The 19068-nt window shown below is 59.8% G+C and carries 19 protein-coding genes; 8 read left to right on the top strand and 11 right to left on the bottom strand.

The window, feature by feature from the left end:
* The first annotated feature begins 171 nt into the window (after window positions 1–171).
* The 3 genes from AC1DKY_RS18155 to AC1DKY_RS18145 all read left to right on the top strand — a co-directional run bounded on the left by AC1DKY_RS18155 (window position 172) and on the right by AC1DKY_RS18145 (window position 3952).
* A complete protein-coding gene (locus AC1DKY_RS18155) occupies window positions 172–2316 on the top strand; it encodes an adenosylcobalamin-dependent ribonucleoside-diphosphate reductase (protein WP_441605039.1) in 2145 nt (714 codons plus the stop codon).
* A 115-nt stretch (window positions 2317–2431) separates the two neighbouring features.
* Window positions 2432–3028: a histidine biosynthesis protein HisIE gene (locus AC1DKY_RS18150; protein WP_441605038.1), complete on the top strand. Its 597-nt coding sequence runs from the start codon at window positions 2432–2434 to the stop codon at window positions 3026–3028.
* A gap of 177 nt (window positions 3029–3205) precedes the next feature.
* Window positions 3206–3952, top strand: a complete 747-nt coding sequence (locus AC1DKY_RS18145; RefSeq protein ID WP_441605037.1) for a TSCPD domain-containing protein — start codon at window positions 3206–3208, stop codon at window positions 3950–3952.
* Window positions 3953–4331: 379 nt separating this feature from the next.
* Here AC1DKY_RS18145 and AC1DKY_RS18140 read toward each other — a convergent pair whose 3' ends face one another.
* On the bottom strand, window positions 4332–5273 hold the full coding sequence (locus AC1DKY_RS18140; RefSeq protein WP_441605036.1) for an alpha/beta fold hydrolase: 942 nt from the start codon (window positions 5271–5273) through the stop codon (window positions 4332–4334).
* An 860-nt stretch (window positions 5274–6133) separates the two neighbouring features.
* Here AC1DKY_RS18140 and AC1DKY_RS18135 point away from each other — a divergent pair.
* Complete coding sequence (locus tag AC1DKY_RS18135) at window positions 6134–6475, top strand: HigA family addiction module antitoxin (protein WP_441605035.1); 342 nt, start codon at window positions 6134–6136, stop codon at window positions 6473–6475.
* Window positions 6476–6485: 10 nt separating this feature from the next.
* Window positions 6486–6851, top strand: a complete 366-nt coding sequence (locus AC1DKY_RS18130; protein ID WP_441605034.1) for a hypothetical protein — start codon at window positions 6486–6488, stop codon at window positions 6849–6851.
* A 560-nt stretch (window positions 6852–7411) separates the two neighbouring features.
* On the opposite strand, the gene AC1DKY_RS18125 is transcribed toward AC1DKY_RS18130, so the two are convergent.
* From AC1DKY_RS18125 to AC1DKY_RS18110, 4 genes are all read right to left on the bottom strand, one after another.
* Entirely contained in the window at window positions 7412–7654 is a 243-nt protein-coding gene (locus AC1DKY_RS18125; protein WP_441605033.1) for a hypothetical protein, read from the bottom strand.
* A gap of 78 nt (window positions 7655–7732) precedes the next feature.
* The gene (locus AC1DKY_RS18120) at window positions 7733–8032 is read right to left on the bottom strand and encodes a hypothetical protein (protein WP_441605032.1); all 300 of its coding nucleotides are present in this window, start codon (window positions 8030–8032) and stop codon (window positions 7733–7735) included.
* 71 nt (window positions 8033–8103) lie between these two features.
* Window positions 8104–10323: a peptidase domain-containing ABC transporter gene (locus tag AC1DKY_RS18115; protein ID WP_477180027.1), complete on the bottom strand. Its 2220-nt coding sequence runs from the start codon at window positions 10321–10323 to the stop codon at window positions 8104–8106.
* Complete coding sequence (locus AC1DKY_RS18110; protein WP_441605031.1) at window positions 10320–11606, bottom strand: HlyD family secretion protein; 1287 nt, start codon at window positions 11604–11606, stop codon at window positions 10320–10322. Before AC1DKY_RS18110 ends, AC1DKY_RS18115 begins: the two co-directional genes overlap by 4 nt.
* A gap of 254 nt (window positions 11607–11860) precedes the next feature.
* On the opposite strand from AC1DKY_RS18110, the gene AC1DKY_RS18105 reads away from it, so the two are divergent.
* Window positions 11861–12346 carry a hypothetical protein gene (locus AC1DKY_RS18105; RefSeq protein ID WP_441605030.1) on the top strand — a complete coding sequence of 162 codons (486 nt, stop codon included), beginning with the start codon at window positions 11861–11863 and terminating at the stop codon, window positions 12344–12346.
* Between the two features lie 217 nt (window positions 12347–12563).
* On the opposite strand, the gene AC1DKY_RS18100 is transcribed toward AC1DKY_RS18105, so the two are convergent.
* Window positions 12564–12665 (bottom strand): hypothetical protein, encoded by a 102-nt coding sequence (locus AC1DKY_RS18100; protein WP_441605029.1) that lies wholly within the window; start codon window positions 12663–12665, stop codon window positions 12564–12566.
* A 12-nt stretch (window positions 12666–12677) separates the two neighbouring features.
* Between AC1DKY_RS18100 and AC1DKY_RS18095 the strand changes: the two genes are divergently transcribed.
* Window positions 12678–13526: a YbbN family protein gene (locus AC1DKY_RS18095; RefSeq protein ID WP_441605028.1), complete on the top strand. Its 849-nt coding sequence runs from the start codon at window positions 12678–12680 to the stop codon at window positions 13524–13526.
* A gap of 39 nt (window positions 13527–13565) precedes the next feature.
* Here AC1DKY_RS18095 and AC1DKY_RS18090 read toward each other — a convergent pair whose 3' ends face one another.
* The 5 genes from AC1DKY_RS18090 to AC1DKY_RS18070 form a co-directional block, all read right to left on the bottom strand.
* A complete protein-coding gene (locus tag AC1DKY_RS18090; RefSeq protein ID WP_441605027.1) occupies window positions 13566–13850 on the bottom strand; it encodes a HigA family addiction module antitoxin in 285 nt (94 codons plus the stop codon).
* Between the two features lie 401 nt (window positions 13851–14251).
* Entirely contained in the window at window positions 14252–15088 is an 837-nt protein-coding gene (locus AC1DKY_RS18085; protein ID WP_441605026.1) for a hypothetical protein, read from the bottom strand.
* A gap of 110 nt (window positions 15089–15198) precedes the next feature.
* Window positions 15199–16026: a restriction endonuclease gene (locus AC1DKY_RS18080; protein ID WP_441605025.1), complete on the bottom strand. Its 828-nt coding sequence runs from the start codon at window positions 16024–16026 to the stop codon at window positions 15199–15201.
* Window positions 16027–16200: 174 nt separating this feature from the next.
* Window positions 16201–17517, bottom strand: coding sequence for a lysozyme inhibitor LprI family protein (locus tag AC1DKY_RS18075; RefSeq protein WP_441605024.1), 1317 nt, complete (start codon window positions 17515–17517; stop codon window positions 16201–16203).
* Between the two features lie 177 nt (window positions 17518–17694).
* Complete coding sequence (locus tag AC1DKY_RS18070; RefSeq protein WP_441605023.1) at window positions 17695–18384, bottom strand: hypothetical protein; 690 nt, start codon at window positions 18382–18384, stop codon at window positions 17695–17697.
* A 131-nt stretch (window positions 18385–18515) separates the two neighbouring features.
* On the opposite strand from AC1DKY_RS18070, the gene AC1DKY_RS18065 reads away from it, so the two are divergent.
* Window positions 18516–19046 (top strand): DUF6630 family protein, encoded by a 531-nt coding sequence (locus tag AC1DKY_RS18065; protein ID WP_441605022.1) that lies wholly within the window; start codon window positions 18516–18518, stop codon window positions 19044–19046.
* The last annotated feature ends 22 nt before the right edge of the window (window positions 19047–19068 follow it).

Genomic DNA, 19068 nt, shown 5'->3' with positions numbered 1-19068 from the left:
TGTCACAGGGCACTCTCAGGGGGGAGTAGCCGAAGGGTCGGGCAGGGAACGCAAGGATCGGGCTCTACGCGCGGCTTTTGCTTTTCAGGCGCGACCCGATACGAGCGGCTTAGCCGAACAGAACAACACCAACACGGGGCCGTGAGGCCAAACCGAGAGGTCAGGAAGCCGATGAGCACCGCGCGTGCACCAGCCGTAACCCGCGATACCGTCATTCCGCTGCAGCCTGCGTCCTACGATATCTGGGACAAGAAGTACCGCCTGAAGGCGAAGTCCGGCGCGCCGGTCGATGGCAGCGTGGACGAAACCTACCAGCGCGTCGCCCGCGCCCTGTCCGATGTGGAAGCCACGCCGGAGCTGCGCGACCACTGGTTCGAACGCTTCCTGTGGGCGCTGCGCCGTGGCGCGATCCCCGCCGGCCGCATCACCTCCAACGCTGGCGCGCTGGAACACAAGCCCGCCACGTCCACCATCAACTGCACCGTGTCCGGCACCATCCGCGACTCCATGGACGACATCCTGGAGAAGGTGCACGAGGCCGGTCTCACGCTGAAGGCCGGTTGCGGCATCGGCTACGAGTTTTCCACGCTGCGTCCGCGCGGCGCGTATGTGTCCGGCGCCGGTGCGTACACCTCCGGCCCGCTGTCCTTCATGGATATCTACGACAAGATGTGCTTCACCGTGTCCTCGGCCGGTGGCCGTCGTGGCGCGCAGATGGGCACGTTCGACGTCAGCCATCCGGACGTGAAGGAATTCATCCGCGCCAAGCGCGAAGACGGCCGCCTGCGCCAGTTCAACCTCTCGCTGCTGATCACCGACGGCTTCATGCAGGCGGTGGAGCACGATCACGACTGGCCGCTCGTCTTCCCGGTGCACGTCAAGGAAAAGGACGAAGTCGACCTCACCGACGCCGAGAAAATCGTCTGGCGCGAGTGGCCCACCCACGAAAACTACGTGGGCCGCGACGACGGCCTGGTGGCCTGCAAAGTGTACGGGCACATTCGTGCGCGCCACCTGTGGGACATGATCATGGTGTCCACCTATGACTTTGCCGAGCCGGGTTTCATCCTGATCGACAAGGTCAACGAGATGAACAACAACTGGTGGTGCGAGCACATCCGCGCCACCAACCCGTGTGGCGAGCAGCCGCTGCCGCCGTACGGCTCGTGCCTGCTGGGCTCGGTAAACCTGACGACCTTTGTGCGCGACCCCTTCGGCCCCAAGGCCCGCTTCGACTGGGACGAATACCGCGAAGTGGTGAAGATCTTCACCCGCATGCTCGACAACGTGGTGGAGATCAACGGCCTGCCGCTGGAACAGCAGCGCCACGAGATCCTCTCCAAGCGTCGCCACGGCATGGGCTTCTTAGGGTTGGGCACCACGCTCACCATGCTCAAGATGCGCTACGGCACCGCCGAGTCGGTGGCCTTCACCGAAGAAGTCTCCCGCGAGATGGCCGTCGCCGGCTGGGAAGTGGCACTGGACCTGGCCAAGGAAAAGGGCCCCGCGCCCGTGCTCACCCGTGACTACACCGTCACCGGCGAGATGCTGCGCAAGCGTCCGGAAATGGCCACCGACGGCTACAAGGTCGGCGACACCATCCCCGGCCGCGTGCTGCACGCCAAGTACAGCCGCTACATGCAGCGTATCGCCAGCGTGGCGCCCAACCTGGTGGCCGAGCTCGCCGAAACCGGCGCGCGCTTCACCCACCACAGCTCGATCGCGCCCACGGGCACCATCTCGCTGTCGCTGGCCAACAACGCCAGCAACGGCATCGAGCCGAGCTTTGCGCACCACTACTCGCGCAACGTGATCCGCGAAGGCCGCAAGACCAAAGAGAAGGTCGAGGTTTTCAGCTACGAGCTGCTGGCCTACCGCGCGCTGATCAATGCCGATGCCTTGCCCTACTCGGACGACGCCAAGTCCAAGCTGCCCGAGTACTTCGTTTCGGCCGACGACATCTCGCCCAAGGAGCATGTCGACATCCAGGCGGCGGCGCAGCTGTGGGTGGACTCGTCCATCTCCAAGACGGCGAACGTCCCCACCGACTACCCGTACGAAGATTTCAAAGATATCTATTTTTACGCGTATAAGCAGGGTTTGAAGGGATGCACCACGTTCCGTTTCAACCCCGCGGCGTTCCAGGGTGTGCTGGTTAAAGAAGCCGACCTTGAGAGCACCCTCTACCGCTTCGAATTGGAGGACGGTAGTGTTGTCGAACTGAAAGGCAACGAAGAAGTGGAATACGACGGCGAAATGCATACCGCCGCCAATTTGTTCGATGCCTTGAAGGAAGGGTATTACGGAAAGTTCTAAACTATCCGCGATACCTGATCTCGGGTGTCAGCCCACTGCCAAGAGCAATACCGTAGTGTCCTTGCGGCAAGGCTCAACATAAAGTCCAGAATCCACGTCGGAGGGGATAACACGCATGTCCATCGATACCGAGTTTGATGTGAAAGAAGTAACCGCCCAGGTCGTAGACGCGCCGGTCGAGGTTCCCGTGGTCGAAGTGACCGCGGCAGCCAAGCCCAAGAAGGCTCGCGCCAAGAAGAAGGTGGCCGCGGCCAAGAAGGCTGCTCCGGCCAAGAAGGCTGCTGCAAAGAAGGCTGTGAAGAAGGCCGCCGGCAAGAAGACCGCCAAGAAGGCAGTCAAGAAGGCCGTGAAGAAGGCAGCTGCCAAGAAGACCGTGAAGAAGGCCGTCAAGAAGGCCGCCGTCAAGAAGGTCGCCAAGAAGGCCGTCAAGAAGGCAGCTGCCAAGAAGGTCGCCAAGAAGGCGGTCAAGAAGGCAGCCGCCAAGAAGGTCGCCAAGAAGGCCGTGAAGAAGGCAGTGCGCAAGTCCGCTGCCAAGAAGGCCGTCAAGAAGGTCATCAAAAAGACGGCCAAGAAGGCCGCCGTTAAGAAGGCGGTCCGCAAGGTCGCCGGTAAGAAGGCCGCCAAGGCGGTCAAGAGGTCCACTGCCAGCAAGAAGGCGAGCGTGAAGAAGGCCGTCCGCAAGGTCGCCAAGAAAGCCGCACGCCGTAAGTAAGCCGTAACGCGACCCGGCCCGGCGCTGAACACGCCGGGCCGGATCGTTCTTAAAAGTTCGTCATTCCGGCGCAGGCCGGAATCCAGTAGCGACACCGCCCAAACGCGCGACCACCTCAAGACGCCGGTTCTTAGCCAAACAAACCGCCGCGCCGCCAACCCGTCGGAAGAACACACCATGGCGATCAAGATCGAAAAGAAGATCAAGGGCTACAACGTCGTAAAGCCCGAGGACAAGGCCGCGTCCGCCGCTGCGCCCGCCGTTGCACCGGCAGCTTCCAAGGAAGCGCCCAAGGCGGAAATCATCCAGATGCACGAGAGCCTGGAGCGTCCCGAGACGCTGGTCGGCTCCACCTACAAGATCAAGTCACCGCTGTTCGAGCACGCGTTGTACGTCACCATCAACGACATCGTGCTCAACGTCGGCACCCCCTACGAACAGCGCCGCCCCTTCGAGATCTTCATCAACTCGAAGAACATGGACCACTTCCAGTGGATCGTGGCGCTCACCCGCATCCTCTCCGCCGTGTTCCGCAAAGGCGGCGACGTCACCTTCCTGGTCGAAGAGATGAAGGCCGTCTTCGACCCCCGCGGCGGCTACTTCAAAGCCGGCGGCGTCTACATGCCCTCCATCGTCGCCGAGATCGGCGCGGTCATCGAGCAACACATGAAGATGATCGGCCTGATCCACGACCCGGAAATGGACGAGTCCACCCGCAAGCTGGTCGCCGAGAAGCGCGCTGCCTATGAGGCGGTGACGAGCGGCAAGAAGGCTGCTGCCACCACCACGGAAACCGCTGCCACCGAATCCCCCACCGGCTTCCCGCCGGGCGCCACCCTTTGCGCCAAGTGCAATACGCAGGCGCTGGTGCTGATGGATGGGTGTCAGACTTGTTTGAATTGTGGGTATAGCAAGTGCGGGTGAGAAGCGTCTGACTCGAAATCAGGCGTACTTGCAAGCGTGCCGCGGGTTCGAATCCCGCCCTCTCAGCCAAGGAAATAGGGCTTGCATCGCTGCAAGCCCTTTTTCTTTACCCGGTTTGCGGGGTGTACGCGAAAATATTGATCCCTTTTGCATCTGTGCATTCGTAAAGATGCACGCGCTCCGGACGCCTAGTCATCATCCACTTCCAATCCCACCCCATTGCCGAATAGCTCTTTGCTGTGTTTGTCGACGTAGGGCGAAACAACAAAAGGGGTCAGAACACTTTTTCAGCCTTGCTTCGTGGCCGAATCTTCGCCACGCGACCTAGTTCTGAAGCAGTGAGCTTCCAGAAAAAGTGTTCTGCCCCGTTTGTTCTGGCCTACTTCGCCCCCGCAGCTGCCACAGGCTTACCGTCGATGAAGTTGTGAACCGCCGCGATGGTGGTGCTGGGGGCTTCCTCCATGAGCCAGTGACCGGCATGTGGGACGACCAGCTCAGTGACGTTGGTGGCGGCATTGCGCATCACAATGGCTTCGTTTGCGCCGAACGACTTTTCACCGCCGATCGCGAGCACGGGCATCGTGAGTTTGGTCGCCATGGCCGCCTGGTTGTCTTCGACGTCCTTGCGGAAGGCGCGGAACTGCGAGAACGCATCGTGCATGGCGTTCGGTCGGGCATAGAGTTCGGCGTAGTGCTGGCGCGATGCTTCGTCCATTTTCGATGGATCACCGGCGAACTCGTTCCAGAACCGGTCCAGGTAGATGCGTTCGCGGCCCGCAACGAGGCGCTCCATATCCGGGCCTCCGAAATCGAAATGCCATAGCGCAGGCCAGCGCACGATCTGGTCCCACGGCGGGATGCCGGGCACGGGGGCATCCATCACCACAAGGCGATCGGTCTTGTCCGGATAGCGGGCGGCATAGGCGTACGCCACCATGGTGCCGATGTCGTGCCCCACCACGGCCGAGTGATCAATGCCTAGCTTGGTCAGCACGCTGCGAATATCCGCGGCCTGTGTGCGCTTGTCGTAGCCGCTTTCGGGATGTGAGGACAGGCCCATGCCACGCAGATCGGGCACGACGACGGTGTGATTGCGCGCCAGGTCCGCCGCCAGCGGCGCCCACATGTCGCCGGTGTCCCCAAAGCCATGCAGCAGGACAACGGCGGGCCCTTTCCCGCCAACGCGAACGTGGATGGTGGCCCCGTCCGTCTGGATGTCCTGGACGCGGAACGATGGCGGAAAGGGTTGAACGGTTGCAGCAACGGGCAGGCTGGCGCCCGCGAACAGGCACGCCAGAAGCAATATGCGAATCATCAGCATGACTCCCTCAGGAAAGGCCGGGTCAGGTAATGCCCCAGAGGACCGCTGCCATAGGCTCGCCGGTCCGGGCGTAGTTCAAGGCAGGTCGCGTTATCTGGACGTGATCAAGGCGCTGAATAACGCGGACGGGTAGAGACATGGTGCTGACGTCTAGCCGGCCTTGCGCCGTCACGCATCACCTCACCCAGGTGGACACCCATCTCGCCGATCCCTGACAGACGTTGCCAACCCTGCTTGTTAGGGTCAGTCAGTCATTCGCGCTGTCGTATTGCACGCCCTCGCGAATGACCATGACCACCAGGTCATGAGGCGCGGGCCGTGTGTGCTTGCAACACCCACGACCCGCTAACCATCACCAACTTATAGAGAGTTGATCATGGCTACCCGCGATCATACGGTACGCATTCGCTCGTCCGTTCCCCCTGACGACACCCTCACTCCTCCGCCCGGCGACTCATCATGCACGTCTGTTGCATGGCCAGAAACCCCGCGTCTTGTCACTCGCGGTGACATCGCCCTGGCGGTGCTCACCTTCACGCGCCTGCGTCTCGACAGCGAGCAGTGCCGCCACGCGCAGTCGCGGGGATTCCCCGGCAGAGCGCTGCCATGGCCGCTTCCCATGGCCGTCACGGCCAGCCTGGGCACGGCCATCCACTGCCTGCAGCAATACGCCCGGCTGCTCGGTGACGAGCCTCGAGTGAACACCACACGCCTCCGATGATCGCCGTTGCAGCGCATCGGCCGGCATGGCGATGCGCCGCATTCGGGCGATCACCGACAAAGTTGCCAAGCATTCACTGACACGGAGCGCTGTAAGCGCTGAGCCGCTGTGCGGCCGTGTCCGACAGGGAGGAACCACCATGGAACTGATCCAGCTCACCCCGCATTCGGAAGTCGACCCCTCGCAACCCCTGCGAGCCCCCGGCGACATCCTGCTGCACGCGTACCTGATCCCCAACGCACTCAACCCCGCCCAACTCGCCCGCCGCACCGGCATACCGTCCAATCAGATCAAAGCCTTCATCGCCGACACACAACCCATCACGCCAAAGATCGCCTTGCGCCTTTCGCTGACCTTCGACACCACCGCCTTTTATTGGCTGGCACTTCAGGCGCGCTACGACTTGGAGAAGGCCAAGCCTGTGATCCGCGCTTACCGCCCTCTCGTGGATGACGGTCCGCTAACCACGACCAACTACTAAGGCGTTGATCATGGCCAAGTCCAAACACACGGGGCGCATACGCGGCAACGCTGCCACACCCAACCCAGGCAAACCCGTCAACCCGTTGAGCCGCCGCTACTGGATCTTCGACGAGTTTCCAGAACCGGCACAGCGTCTGGCGGCCACCAGCGCAACGCTTGCCGAAGGCATCCAGGCCGTGTCCTGCGTGCTGGCCAACAGCGAGGCCTACCGGCTCATCCAGGAAAGCTCGTCCGGCTATCCGCCCGCCAACTTGCCGCTCTCCCCCGCACTGACCGAGGGCCTGTTTGCGGCGCTCTGCATGTTGAACGAGCGGGCTGCGGAAATTGCCTGGGGGATGTTGGAGCTGGAGGAGGGGAGTGCTGTGAGCGGCTGAAGGCGCTCTGCCGGTGGTTGTGGCGCGACAAAAGGAAATGGGCGGGGCAAATGCGACCGCCCATCCAAAGAACGGCAATAATGGAGTCAAGTTCACTTCTCGCCGCCTTTGAAGTGAATCTGACCCCACCGCCACTACGGTGCCAAAAACGGGTCAGGTTCACCTTTCAAATGGAAGTCCATCGATAGACCTGAACCTGACTCCGTCATGGCAAGGATCTAACGTCGATCCGTGCGCGACTTAAGTAATTCAATACAGCAGATCATAGCTATCGCACCATAGACGAATACTTTGATGCTATGTGTGGAAAGGTTCCTTGCTGCAAGAGTCGCGAACATAAGTGCGAGAAGAGATAGAAATACCAATCTGAATAGTTTCTCATTCAATTAGCCACCTCGCAGGACAAGAAGGAGCACCGAACCACCCTTCTCGAGAAAAGTGGTCGGGGTACTCATCTCTCAGTAGAAAATCGCTCTGACCACTTTAGTTCTCTGACCACTTTAGTTCTCATCAAATGAATGTTGAGCGAGCCGCCGTTTGGGCCACCCCCGAGGCTTTCGTCAAAGATCGCTCTTATGCGGTAAGAATAATATAAACCAGAAGCCGAGACCGATAAGAGTTCCATTGAGCATAGACGAGAATGCAAATTCACGAAGCCGGAAGAAAGAGAGCCCTTCTCCAGCTAGTAAATGCATACCGCAGTAAGAAATAAAGCTAATACTGCCTATAAGACCAATTCCAAAAACAAGCATAAAAGAGACGATCCCGCGATCAGCAATCTGACGTCGTCTGTCGAGTTTCATATACGCACCCACTGGGGTCAGATATCGGGGCTCTATGCCGCCTCTCTGCTTAAAAGTGGGCGGCATAGAGGTCACACTTTATCGAACGCTAAGCGCATTTCGGCAATTAATCGATGCAGTCATTGCGCCCAGGCCGGCCCCCAAGACCGCGCCGCCCGCAGCGGAAAGGATGGCGCCCGGCCCACTGGCTGCTCCAGCAATGGCGCCACCAATGCCGCCAGTGATTGCTCCGGCCTGAACATTACTGACGAGGTTAGCAGTCGAGCAAGCGTCCGGCAGAACAAGCTTGCCGTTGATATAACGAGCCGTGCCAATATTGCCATCGGCAGTGCTACCACCACTAATGTTTTCGAACTCAGTAGCTCTAATAGAACGCATTGCGCGTCTCCTTAGTAGTTGTCTGGAATTGCCCGCCCAGACATTCGGTATCCTGCCCTTGCGGGCGAGAACTATCGGGCGAATTCACTTTGGCTTGTGCGCTCTTCAGGTTGCGCGCACTCGGTTTCGTGAGTTCTCCCATCTTCAACGGCCAGGATGTAATCCGCTGCCGCAATCGTCTCTGGCCTGTGAGCCACGTAGATTCGCGTGATGTTTAGCTCACGCAGCATGGCGTTGATGCGTCTTTCGCATGCCACGTCAAGGTGACTGGTCGCTTCGTCCAGAATCAAAATGTGTGGCTTGCGATACAGGGCACGCGCGAGCAGCAAGCGCTGACGCTGGCCACCGGACAGCGCAGCGCCCATGTCCCCGCACAACGTGTGGTAGCCCATCGGCATGGCCGCAATGTCGTCATGAATCTGGGCCAGCCGCGCTGCTTGTTCAATTCGCGTTTGCGAAGCGTCTTCAGCGAAGAAGCTGATGTTGTCGGCAACGGAGCCCGCTATAAGTGCGTCGTCCTGCATCACGCAACCGACCATCTGCCGGAACGTCGACTTGCCCAAACTCTTCAACGGGATGCCGCCGACGTATATGTGCCCGCGGTCGGGATCGACCAGGCCTAACATCAAGCGCGCGAGCGTACTTTTGCCACAGCCGCTAGGGCCGGTCAGCGCAACAGACCGTCCCGCCTCAATATGAAAGCTACAATCATTCACCACCCACGGCTCGCCGTCGGCGTAGCGGAAGCTCACGCAGTCGAATGACAGCGACGGGGCCGGCAGCGGACCGATGTAAGTACCATCTGTATCTGCCTCCGTGGGCGTCATAACGATGTCGGCTAACCGCTCCGCCTGGATGCGCAACATGCGCAGTTCGATGGCGTAGTCGACTAGGTTGCTGGCCCGACTGATGAACTGGTCGCTATAGGCCAGAAATGCCATCAGCATGCCCGCGCTGAACTGGCCGTCCAGTGCTAACCGTGCCCCTGTGCCCAACAGGCCAATCCGTAGCGCACCGCTCAACAGGCCTTGCAGCGAACCGTATACAAGGCCGAACTGCTGCACCTGCACGCCAACATTGAGTGTGTTCGTGGTGGCGTTGATGAACCGCGCCGATTGTTGGGGTACTTGATTAAAAAGGCGAATGGTTTGCACGCCTCGTACAGCTTCCATGAACTGACTCTGCTGCCTGGAGGCCAGCACAACCTGCTCGAGGTTCTTTTCGCGATAAAACCGATAAGTAAGCGCGCGAAATAGGCCGTACAACGCCAAGCCGGCAACGGTGAGCGCCGTCAACAGTGGGCTATACAGCAACAACATCACCAGCGTGAGCGACGCCATGATTCCGTCCAGCACTACCTCCACTGCGCGTGTCGTCAGAGTTTGCTGAATCACCCCGATGGCGCCAAAGCGGGACACCACATCGCCCAGATGGCGTTTCAAGAAGTACGCTTGCGGAAGGCGCAATAGATGCTGAAAAACGTTGGCTGTCCATTGAAGGTTGAATCGCGTACTCAGACACACCACTGTCCAGCTACGTACCGCCGATAGCCCGACTTGCCACACCAGAAGCACCAAGAAGCTCACGGAAAGAAACATCAAAAGGTCGTGATCACCATCGGCGATCACGTTATCCACTGTGATTTGCATGAACTGCGGTCCGAGTAAGCCGAACAGCTCCAACGCCAGTGCCAAGGCGAATACTGTCAGCAACGCGCCTTTCAATCCCGACACGCTGCCCGTCAGGGCACGTAGCGACATCTCCGTGGCCGGCGCCTTGCGCTCAAACGTAGGGCACGGAAAAAGCTCGATGGCTACACCCGTGAAATGCTTGCTCAGTTCGTCATAGCTCAGCCGGCGCTCGCCCGCCGCTGGATCATGAATCACGGCGTCGCGCGCGGTTGCTTTGTGCAACACCACAAAATGATTCAAATCCCAGTGCAAGATGCATGGCACTGACAATTGCCGCATTTCGTCTAGTTCTAGCCGCACTGGATTGCCATTCAAACCCAGCCCATGTGCTACTGCCAACAACTGCGTCAGCGTCATACCTTTGAGCGATGTAGCGAAGCGCCGCCGCAGTGTCTGCAGGCTGTGATGCTGGCCATGGTACGCCGCGATCATGGCGACACATGCGAGCCCGCATTCGGCCGCCTCGGTTTGCCGAATCATCGGCAGCCGCCGCCGCCAACTTAGTAAGGGGCCTGCTACGGCGTCGTCGACCGGTGACGCCACCGGGCTGCGCGCAGCCAGGATGACCTCCTTGTTATCGGTGGCCACTGCTCGCGTCATGCGTGACCACCCGAAGAGCGGCGACCGAGTCCATAAAGCGGCTCAAAGATCCATTCAACCATGCGGCGCTCTTCGAGCAGCAAATCTGCTTCCACCGCCATGCCGGGCCTCAAGCTTTCCGGCTGGTCGTACACGTCAATGTGTTGGGCAGGCAATGCCACATCGACGCGATAAAGCGATTCTTGCGCGGAGGCTTGACCGAGCACCGCGGCTAGTTCCGCGGGCGTCAGGGCACTACGTGAGACGGCCGTCACGGTGCCGCGCTGCGCCCCAAACTTTTGGTAAGGGTAGGCGGTGTAGCGGAGCACGACGGACGTGCCAGTATGTACAAAGCCAATTGCCTTGCTTGGCACCCACAATTGCGCCTGCAACACCGAGTCCTTCGGCACCAGCGACACTACGGCTTGGCCTGGCGTGATCGTCTGTCCCGGCTTGACCAGTACAGCAGATACGACACCGTCGGCGGGCGCGCGTAACACTGAGGTGCGCTCGGATTCGTTCTGTGCGAGCGACTGATTGACTTGCGCCAATTGGCGATGCAGGTCGTTGAGCTTGGCGGCTGTCGTGAGCGGCAGTTCGTTCAACTGGTTACGCGCGCTATCTCTTTGTTGCTGTAGCTCCACACGCTGGCGCATAAACGCCTGCGCTTGTTGTTCTGCATTGGCCTTTTGGTTGCGCTGCTGCTGCACCTCAATGACCGACACATAGCCCTTGTTGCCGAGGCCCTCGAAGCGGGACAGAAGGGCCGATAGCTCGGCTACTTGGCGCCGTTCCACCGCAATCTGTGCATTCACCTGGACCAATTGACGGTCAAAGGTGATGATCTGCTTACGCAATTCGCTGGCCTGCACGCCCGCCAGCTTCTGCGCGCCGTCGATGTCCGCTTGTAAGCGTTCCTGTTGCTGACGCAACTGCGCGCTAATGTCCGCCGCCGTATCGTCAAAGGTGGCGCTGCTGCGCTCAGTACTGATGGTGGCCAGCGCATCCCCCGCGCGTACTGTCGCGCCTTCGGTAGCATGTACCGTTGCGAGGTTACCGAGGACTCGCGCCGAGACGGTGAGGAGGCCCGCCTGGGGCGTCAGGTTGCCAACAACGCGCTCGCGCCGCGTGTAGTGTCCCACTCCAAGCCACACGCACAGACTGGCGGCAAAGCACACCCCAAGAGCGGCCCATACGCGGTGTGATAGTGGCGTGGCGAGACGAATAGCGCCGACGGTCGCGGGTGCCCGCGCCTGCAAAACCTCTCGCCGAAACAACGCGTGCTCAGCCAAATGTGGATCCATCCGTAGAAAGGTCTTGCCTTCGACGCTAAATCTATTCCGCGGGTACGATCAATGAGACCTATCTCAAAGTTGCCGCGATATCTCGCTTAAGGACGCTCCGCATAGTTGGCTTAGAATTTATTTCGGCAGCCAGGGCTTGGCTATCGGACGAGTCCTAACAAGGATCAAAACGGAGTCAGGTTCACTTCGCGCCGCTTTGGGAGTAAGCGTGACTCCATTTCCACTACTGTGACTGCGATGGAGACGACCTGCGAATGAGTTCATCAATCCTTCTTGCCGTGGCACTTGCAGCAGGATTCCCTGATGCGAGTTCGTCGCCTTCATTTCCAGCGACACCGCAGCTGACCTGCGAAATAGGCACCCGGAACTGGTGCTTCATCAGGATCGGCGCTGTCATCAGCATGAAGGACGCCGGTGCTGATCGGATTTGGACGGTGGAACAGAAAGGCGAGATGGCAGATGGGCCTCTAGTGATTGTCGAGAACAAATTGTGTTCCGAGAAATCAACCGCCAGCTTGAGGCTGCTGGGAAGCTCCACGCAAACCTATGATGGCCGTCCTTACGTATCGACAAGGTACCAGGTGACGTCTCAAGGCTGCGTGCTGGAGTTTCGCTGGCCTCAACAGTCGAAGCATCAAGGGGTCTATCGCGAGGTCATGCGATACGGGGTCTTTGTGGGCGATATGGAGGTAAACCCCGAGCGTTTGACTCAGTTGTATAAGGTTGAAGCCGTTGAGTGAGGGTGTCCGTCAAACTCGGGTCAGCTCAGGCTCACTACTCTCGCGTACAGAAATGACCCTGACTCTGAAGATCGACTTTGCCGCGGTTATCAACCTACTCACGAAGGGACCAATCGCTACATCTCAATCGGTGTTATGCGAATGGTTGGTTTAAATCCCCAGTGGTATCCCGTACGACTCCGGCGCTAGCCGTTGAGCCGCAGGCCGGAATATTTCGCTAGTGGTCTTTCCAGCATTGATCACACTGGAGATGGCAATGAAGATGCGCGCAAATTTCGTGCTCGTGTTTGTCGGTGTCCTCCTTTTCGCGAGTGGCCATGCGGGCCAGGGCTTGCCCAAGGCCGCCGCCATCGATCAGCGCTACGACCGATTCCACAACGCAGAGGCCGCGCTGGATGCATTACCGTCGGCCACCCGTCCGGCAGCCATCGTTGAACTCTATTCGACGAACATCGCGGACCAGCAGGAATCGGCAATCCTGCAGGAGCTGACCGAGGACTCGGTTGATCTGCTGTTCCGTGCCGCCTCCGACACGGCGTTCTACACGTTCGACCAGCGCTACGTTCGGGACATGCAGGCCGATCTCGATCGGCTGCGTGCGCTGCATGCTGATGGGGTGCGTCACTACCAGGACTTGTACGTGGCGCTGATAAGCGTGCGTGATTTCGACGCTGCTCATGCGGTGCTTGCCAGCTGGCCGACGGCGAGCAGCGATCCTGCTCCCACCGTCGTTGGTGCGCTGGCCGACGGCCGGGGACCATCTGCCTTGATCCTGACCGACGACGGCTTGTCGGCAAGTCTGCAGCCCATCCGGTTGAGCGGCGCAGTCGATATCGTGGTGATCGGACACCCGCAGTGCCACTTCTCCCGCGATGCGGTGGCGGCCATCGAAGCCGATCCCCGTCTGAAGGCCATTTTCGCCAGCCACGCCCGTTGGCTGATGCCCCAGGACGGCCGCATGCAACCTCGCCACGTCGCCGCCTGGAACGCCATGCATCCGCTTGCCCGCATGAACTACATCTATCGGCAAAGCGATTGGAAGGCCATCGACACGTGGTCAACGCCGACCTTCTACTTCTTCAGGGACGGGAGACAGGTGGGCAAGCTGGTCGGGTGGGGACCCGGCGACGAAAGCGAGCGGGCGTTGCGCAAGGAGCTGGAAAAGCTGGGGCTGCAGTGACCGACAAGGCGGTTTGGCCCGTGCGTGACGCCAGGGCGTTCAAGTCGTAGAAAGATGAATACGCCGAATCTTTGGGCGCTTCTTTTGGCTGGCCTTCCACAGGTCGTATCGCACCTGCATCTCCGCCCGCATCATGGCGCTGGTGCCCAGAGCATCTTCCAGGCGCAGCGCCATGTCGGCGGAAATGCCGTTGGTACCATTGAGAATGCGGGAAAGCGCGACACGGGTGACACCAAGCTTTTGTGCGGCGCTGGTGACGGTGATATCGCCCGGATACTCCCGTAGCACCTCGCCGGGATGCGCCGGGTTGTGCATGCGGTTCATCGGGTTACTCCCAATGCCAGACCCTGATTCAGCCAGAGAGGCAGCCCCAAAAAAGGAAATGGGCGGCGCAAACGCGACCGCCCATCAGTCCAGCCAGTCCCGTCGCTCGACGGGCCGTTGGTGCTCCGCCAGTAGGGCGGTCGCATGCTTGGCCGGGTTGTCCTGACAACTCGGGAGCAGGTTCAGATTAAGCGACCGATTGTTGCGCCACCATCAGAAGAGTCTTAGTAAGTCGTAAAAACACGACGCATATCGAACGAAATATCGTTTGGCGTGCACTTTCAGAAGATTCGCTGCCGGCTGCCGCGTAATCGAGTGCTTTGCGGCGGTTGAACGTACGCGGCTGTACGTTTCTTACCGCATCAAACCCGTTCGAACGTCCGCCCCGCACCCTTATCCAGTTATGCCTTGCCCGCTGGCTGGCGCGCAATCGTCGGATCGACCAGATCGATCGTCCGATTGGGTGCGAATCCAAAGACAGCCTCGAACTCCGCGCTGGTCAGCAACGCCGCCGCGCGCTGAAAGTAGGCCTGGTTGCGCGCATTCAGAGCCTCTGCCGATGGCATGACCTCTCCTTTGACAACGGCCTCCCTCTGGGCCAGCTGCTCCTTCCGCACGCTGTCACGCAATGCCAGCAGGGGTGCGAGCTTCTCCGACGCATTGAGCGACGCCAGCACCCGCTGGGCGTGGATGGCGAAGTCGTCGTTGGCGTCCATGGTGTTGACCGCACTTGGAGACGAAGGAGGAGCCGCGCAGCGCGAGATATTGGCGTTCCAGTCGTGATGCAGGATGCCGTACGCGCCATAGATAAAGCTGCTGGCACGGTAGCCCCGCGCCAACGCCACCGTCAACGGCGTCGTGCCCGTGCCACCCGTGGCCCAGAGCACCTGATTGGCTAGCTGGTGGCAGACCCCATCCAGGCCGTAGTAGTAAATCGTGCCGCAGGCGTTGGGCCGGGTTTGCGGAGGGATACTGTCCGACTCTTTGTTGGGAAGGCACAGGCACTGCGCCAACGCAAAGTCGCCGCTGGCGCTGCCGAGATAACCCTGGGGCTGTTCTGAGCTTTCGCCCTGGCAGTGAAAGTCGCCCCAGCAGTACCAGTAGTTCGCCTGAGCTTTCTCTACAGCCTTGATGCTTTTATACGGATCGATCCGGTTGTCGTAATCAGTGACAAACGTGTGGTCGACGGGCGAGTCGCTCGAGAAAGCCGGCGTGGCCCAAGCGTAAAGGGTCGTCATGGCCCGTCTCCAATTAGGTGGGAATGCGAAGCGCTGATGTGGCGCGCAACGCTAGCACCCAGTGTTGGAGGGGAACGATAGGTCCTAAGTTGTAAGTAGTCGCTGCGAGATCAGCTTTGGGAAATGACTCGCGTGCCTCGGCAACGCGGATAACTCGGGCATCCCCAAAATGCTTCGTGCGTGCGGCGATTTTCGCGGCGAATCATTTCCGATGCGCAAGTAGGGCATGTTGGAGCGACGCCGGAGGGCTTCGCCGCCGCCGTCGCGAGCGCCGGCTCCTGATGCGCGGGCGTAGCGGCCGTTTGCACGTTCTGAACCATCGCCAGGAGCTGATCACCATTGATCAATTCGATAGGCTTGCCCGTCGCGAACCGGCGGGCATCCGCGGTGTAGTCTCCCGTGGAAACGATGATCACGCTGCTTGCGTTGTGATGCGCGAGCAAGCCAAACATCTCGCGAACCACGGTGACGGGAACTTGTCTTGACCGCCACTGCTTGCACTGCACCAGCACCGTTTTTCCCTGCTTGCGCAGGAGCAAATCGATACCGCCGTCCGCGCCACCAAGACCTGTCTCTTCGACAGCATAGCCCTGTCGCCTGAAGGCCTCGCCGACCAACTGCTCGAAGGCTTGCCAGCTCATGGCGCGAACGCTTTCGAGACCGGTCTGGGATTCGAGTAGTCGTTTGCGGTATCGCTGGCGATAAAAAGATGAAACCGCACCGATCCAACACCCAAGTAGGACTACCCAGGCCATGGGTGCAAATGAACCGGCGGCACTGGCCTTCCCAATGCCAGCTAAGACTGGGTTATTGCTGGATGAAACCATCCACCCGATACTGTACCGGACGACCACGAATCCAATCACACCAAGCACAATTCCCACTTGCCATGGCATGAATGAAATAGTTTCAATCCCGCTTCCCCTGCGCTTAGCCACGGCTCTCCCCTTTGTGCCGCAATTCTCTGCAACATACAGGGGGTCAGGCCGCGAGCAAAAGTGGCCGATTGGCGCAGCGTTCTTGGGATGAATGGGGCGGGTAAGTTAAATTGGCCCGTTGTTAGACAGCCTTCGGCTTTGCCAGACCTTTGCCTAGCAGTCTGGATGTTATTTCTAGGGCACAATCGCAGAGTGCAAATAACCCGTTCGCACGACGGGCACACGCACGCCCACGATCGGTTCCAACGATTGCCCCGACAATCGCCAGAGACCGATTAGCCAGTTGTCTCCAACGCGCCAACCTAGGCTCGCCCGGCTGATCCTTCCCAGTAGCACTTCGCCGTGCCAGCGCAAGGGAAAGGTAATCGCGCCATCGCCGAAAGCGCTGTAGCCATCGTTGATTGTCTGGCCAAACGTGGGGAGCACTCCGCCCTGATCGTCCATGGATGCCTGCATGGTGGCATAGCTGGCCGCCTCCTCATCAGACAGCGCAGTGGCAGACAGCAGTTCTGGTATCCGGCTGCGGTCATAACGAGCGACATAGGTGTTCGCCAGTGCGATCAGGTCGCTGCAGCGCGGATTGTCCTCGGCGCAGAAACCCTGTGGGCTTTGCAATTCATAGTCGTAACGCACTTCCAACCGGTTCGGCGCGATCCACTTGCCACCGGTCAGCGCCTGCGTCCGGATGGTGGAGTCTGTCAGAGCGATTCCGAGCGACAGGGCGTGTGTCGCTCCCTGAAATGAGACAATGGTTCCTTGGGTCGTCCAGCAGTTCTGTTGCAGAACATGCGGTGTCATAAGAGCTTGTAATGTGCGGCCGCGCCAAGTGAAAAGCGCCCAGTTCGCGCAATGCAGCGTGCCAGCCACCGTGTACATGCCGCCTATGCCGAGATCGGGAAGCATTGCCAGCGTGATCCTCGTCGTGTCGCCGTTGTCGACGAGCTCGTTGATCAAATCCGTTAGCGGCTTGCCAGGATCAACAGGGATCTTGGAGCCGACATCTTTCGCATCGGCCCCCTCCTCCTGAGGTGCAAGGAAGATGGAGCCGTCGCCGCCAAGTGAATTCCAAGGGTCTTTGGGATAGCCACGGTCCTCGTCTTTGGAAAGCTTGCTTGCGATAGCGGTCAGTAGTGGCGAAGCATCCTTTCTGTCGCGAAACACGTGGCTCAAATACGCGATGCGATCCTGATAGAAGCGAGCCAGCGGCTTCTCCAGTCGGTCCTCTTTCGTGGTCAAGGGCTTCTCGCCAATCAGCCCATGGATCAGCTCGTTGCGCTCTGCCAGCCAGTGTCGCTGGTCGCGCAGCAGCTTCTCTTGCTCGCCGCGTGCCCGTTGTGCCGCTTCCGCATAGGCCTGGCCCATCTGTTCATCAAGGGCCGAGATCCTGTGGCTTTGACAGATCGCCTGATCAATCGAGTTCGAGGCCTTGTCGCAACTAATACCCGCCGCTGCGGCGAGTCCGCTGAGACTGCAAAGAACCAAAGCCGTCATTCGCCTAAGCCACATGGTGCTCATCCCTGGGGGCCGATTCGTAAGTCTCACATTTTTTTGAGGCCATATCGAAGCCCTCATTGAGGCAACTTGGAGGCACCAGAGGGAGATGGTTGTGAGGAAAGGCACAGAGGCGCGTGCCGCAACTTGCACTACCTTGGCGTGCTCGAAATATTGCTAAGAAAGGACCGAGGTCGCGGAGGCTGACTCTTGGTTGAGATCGTCCGCCGATTCCATCGCTCGCGTCAAAAGCGTTACGAACAGCTGCGCGCGAAAGCGGACGCTGGCAACTAACAGGCTGGCCCAGTAGAGCGAAACCAAAGCGAATCCGAGAATGAGTTCCGGCCACGTGGGGTGAGGCGGCCAGTGAAGGTCTTTGAACTGCAGATAGAGCGCCGCTACGACAGGTAGCGCGCCTAGCTTTTCCAGGCCACCCGAAAGCAGCGGGTACTTGTCTTTCAGCAGTTCGTGACGACGTGACGCATACTCCCCCATGGCTTCAATACGAGCCCTTGGAAAGGCACGGATCCACGCGACGAGGCGATCGTAGTGGTGTTGATCGAAATCCAGCTGCTCAGCGAATTGGCGCCGCTCCTTGGCAAAACCGGGAATGCGCCACGGTCGACGCGGTATGAGCGCAACGGCCAGCGCCACGACTTCGATCGTCAACATGGTCGCAGTGAAGACGACAGTCCAGGTCGAGTCTGGCATCGCCTTTCCAGCAATGAGACCGATAAAGCCAGCGCTGAACCCGAGAATGAAACCCCACCTTTGGCGCCTCGTCGGTGCTATCGCGAGGCTCTCATGGTCAGGCAGGGCGTCGATGCGCTCGTTCAAGGCAGAAAAAGTAAGTGTCGCCGAATCCATAGCTCCCCCTATTGGTTCATGCCAAGCATATGGCCTCTCGCGTGCCTATGGCCACGCGAACCCAGGCAGGCTGCGGTTCTCGGCGGCCCGTTTGAGTGAGATGATGCCTCCCTAACCCTGGACGCCCCGCCATGAACTCCTCCGACGACGATTTCGACACCACCCAGCCCTTCGACGATGACGACGACTCGCTCGACGCGCGCGTCTGGCAGTTTCTGCTGTTGATCAATCCCGGCGATGACGACGCGGCGTTTCAGCAGTTCGCGGGGTATCGCGAGGCGGTGGCGGAGTTGGCGGAGGATGAGATCGATGTTGCGCAGGTGGTGGGGCAGGTGGCGGATTGGCGGGCCACGTTCCATGTGGATGCCGGCGACACGCGGGCGCTGGTGCAGGCGATTGATGAGCTTGCCGCTCGCTGGAACCTGACCATCGATTGGGATGGCGATACGGACGAGGATGAATACCACGCCGATATCGACACCGCGGATCTGCTTGGCGTCGCTTACGACAATCTCGCGCCGCACGGTTACACGCTATGGGTGCGCGATACGGACGATGACAGCGTGGCGGGTTGGATGTCGTTGAGCCGGGATATCGAGCCGATGCGGGAGCTGGCGCCGGAGTTGGGGATTCATCTGCATCGCGGTAACGAGATCGGTTGAGCGCGGAATGCATGTGCGGTGT

This window comes from Dyella sp. 01N448, from assembly GCF_056399225.1.
Note: the sequence above shows the minus strand (reverse complement) of the source record. Positions and strands in the feature narration are given on the sequence as shown.

Bases quoted from the DNA above. Each gene is read 5' to 3' on its own strand.
- AC1DKY_RS18135 (WP_441605035.1), top strand. From the start codon at position 6,134: ATGGAACTGATCCAGCTCACCCCGCATTCGGAAGTCGACCCCTCGCAA.
- AC1DKY_RS18115 (WP_477180027.1), bottom strand. From the start codon at position 10,323: ATGACGCGAGCAGTGGCCACCGATAACAAGGAGGTCATCCTGGCTGCG.
- AC1DKY_RS18125 (WP_441605033.1), bottom strand. From the start codon at position 7,654: ATGAAACTCGACAGACGACGTCAGATTGCTGATCGCGGGATCGTCTCT.
- AC1DKY_RS18155 (WP_441605039.1), top strand. From the start codon at position 172: ATGAGCACCGCGCGTGCACCAGCCGTAACCCGCGATACCGTCATTCCG.
- AC1DKY_RS18085 (WP_441605026.1), bottom strand. From the start codon at position 15,088: ATGACGACCCTTTACGCTTGGGCCACGCCGGCTTTCTCGAGCGACTCG.
- AC1DKY_RS18130 (WP_441605034.1), top strand. From the start codon at position 6,486: ATGGCCAAGTCCAAACACACGGGGCGCATACGCGGCAACGCTGCCACA.
- AC1DKY_RS18140 (WP_441605036.1), bottom strand. From the start codon at position 5,273: ATGCTGATGATTCGCATATTGCTTCTGGCGTGCCTGTTCGCGGGCGCC.
- AC1DKY_RS18150 (WP_441605038.1), top strand. From the start codon at position 2,432: ATGTCCATCGATACCGAGTTTGATGTGAAAGAAGTAACCGCCCAGGTC.
- AC1DKY_RS18145 (WP_441605037.1), top strand. From the start codon at position 3,206: ATGGCGATCAAGATCGAAAAGAAGATCAAGGGCTACAACGTCGTAAAG.
- AC1DKY_RS18075 (WP_441605024.1), bottom strand. From the start codon at position 17,517: ATGACGGCTTTGGTTCTTTGCAGTCTCAGCGGACTCGCCGCAGCGGCG.
- AC1DKY_RS18065 (WP_441605022.1), top strand. From the start codon at position 18,516: ATGAACTCCTCCGACGACGATTTCGACACCACCCAGCCCTTCGACGAT.
- AC1DKY_RS18100 (WP_441605029.1), bottom strand. From the start codon at position 12,665: ATGGCCACTCGCGAAAAGGAGGACACCGACAAACACGAGCACGAAATT.
- AC1DKY_RS18090 (WP_441605027.1), bottom strand. From the start codon at position 13,850: ATGAACCGCATGCACAACCCGGCGCATCCCGGCGAGGTGCTACGGGAG.
- AC1DKY_RS18120 (WP_441605032.1), bottom strand. From the start codon at position 8,032: ATGCGTTCTATTAGAGCTACTGAGTTCGAAAACATTAGTGGTGGTAGC.
- AC1DKY_RS18110 (WP_441605031.1), bottom strand. From the start codon at position 11,606: ATGGATCCACATTTGGCTGAGCACGCGTTGTTTCGGCGAGAGGTTTTG.
- AC1DKY_RS18070 (WP_441605023.1), bottom strand. From the start codon at position 18,384: ATGGATTCGGCGACACTTACTTTTTCTGCCTTGAACGAGCGCATCGAC.
- AC1DKY_RS18105 (WP_441605030.1), top strand. From the start codon at position 11,861: ATGAGTTCATCAATCCTTCTTGCCGTGGCACTTGCAGCAGGATTCCCT.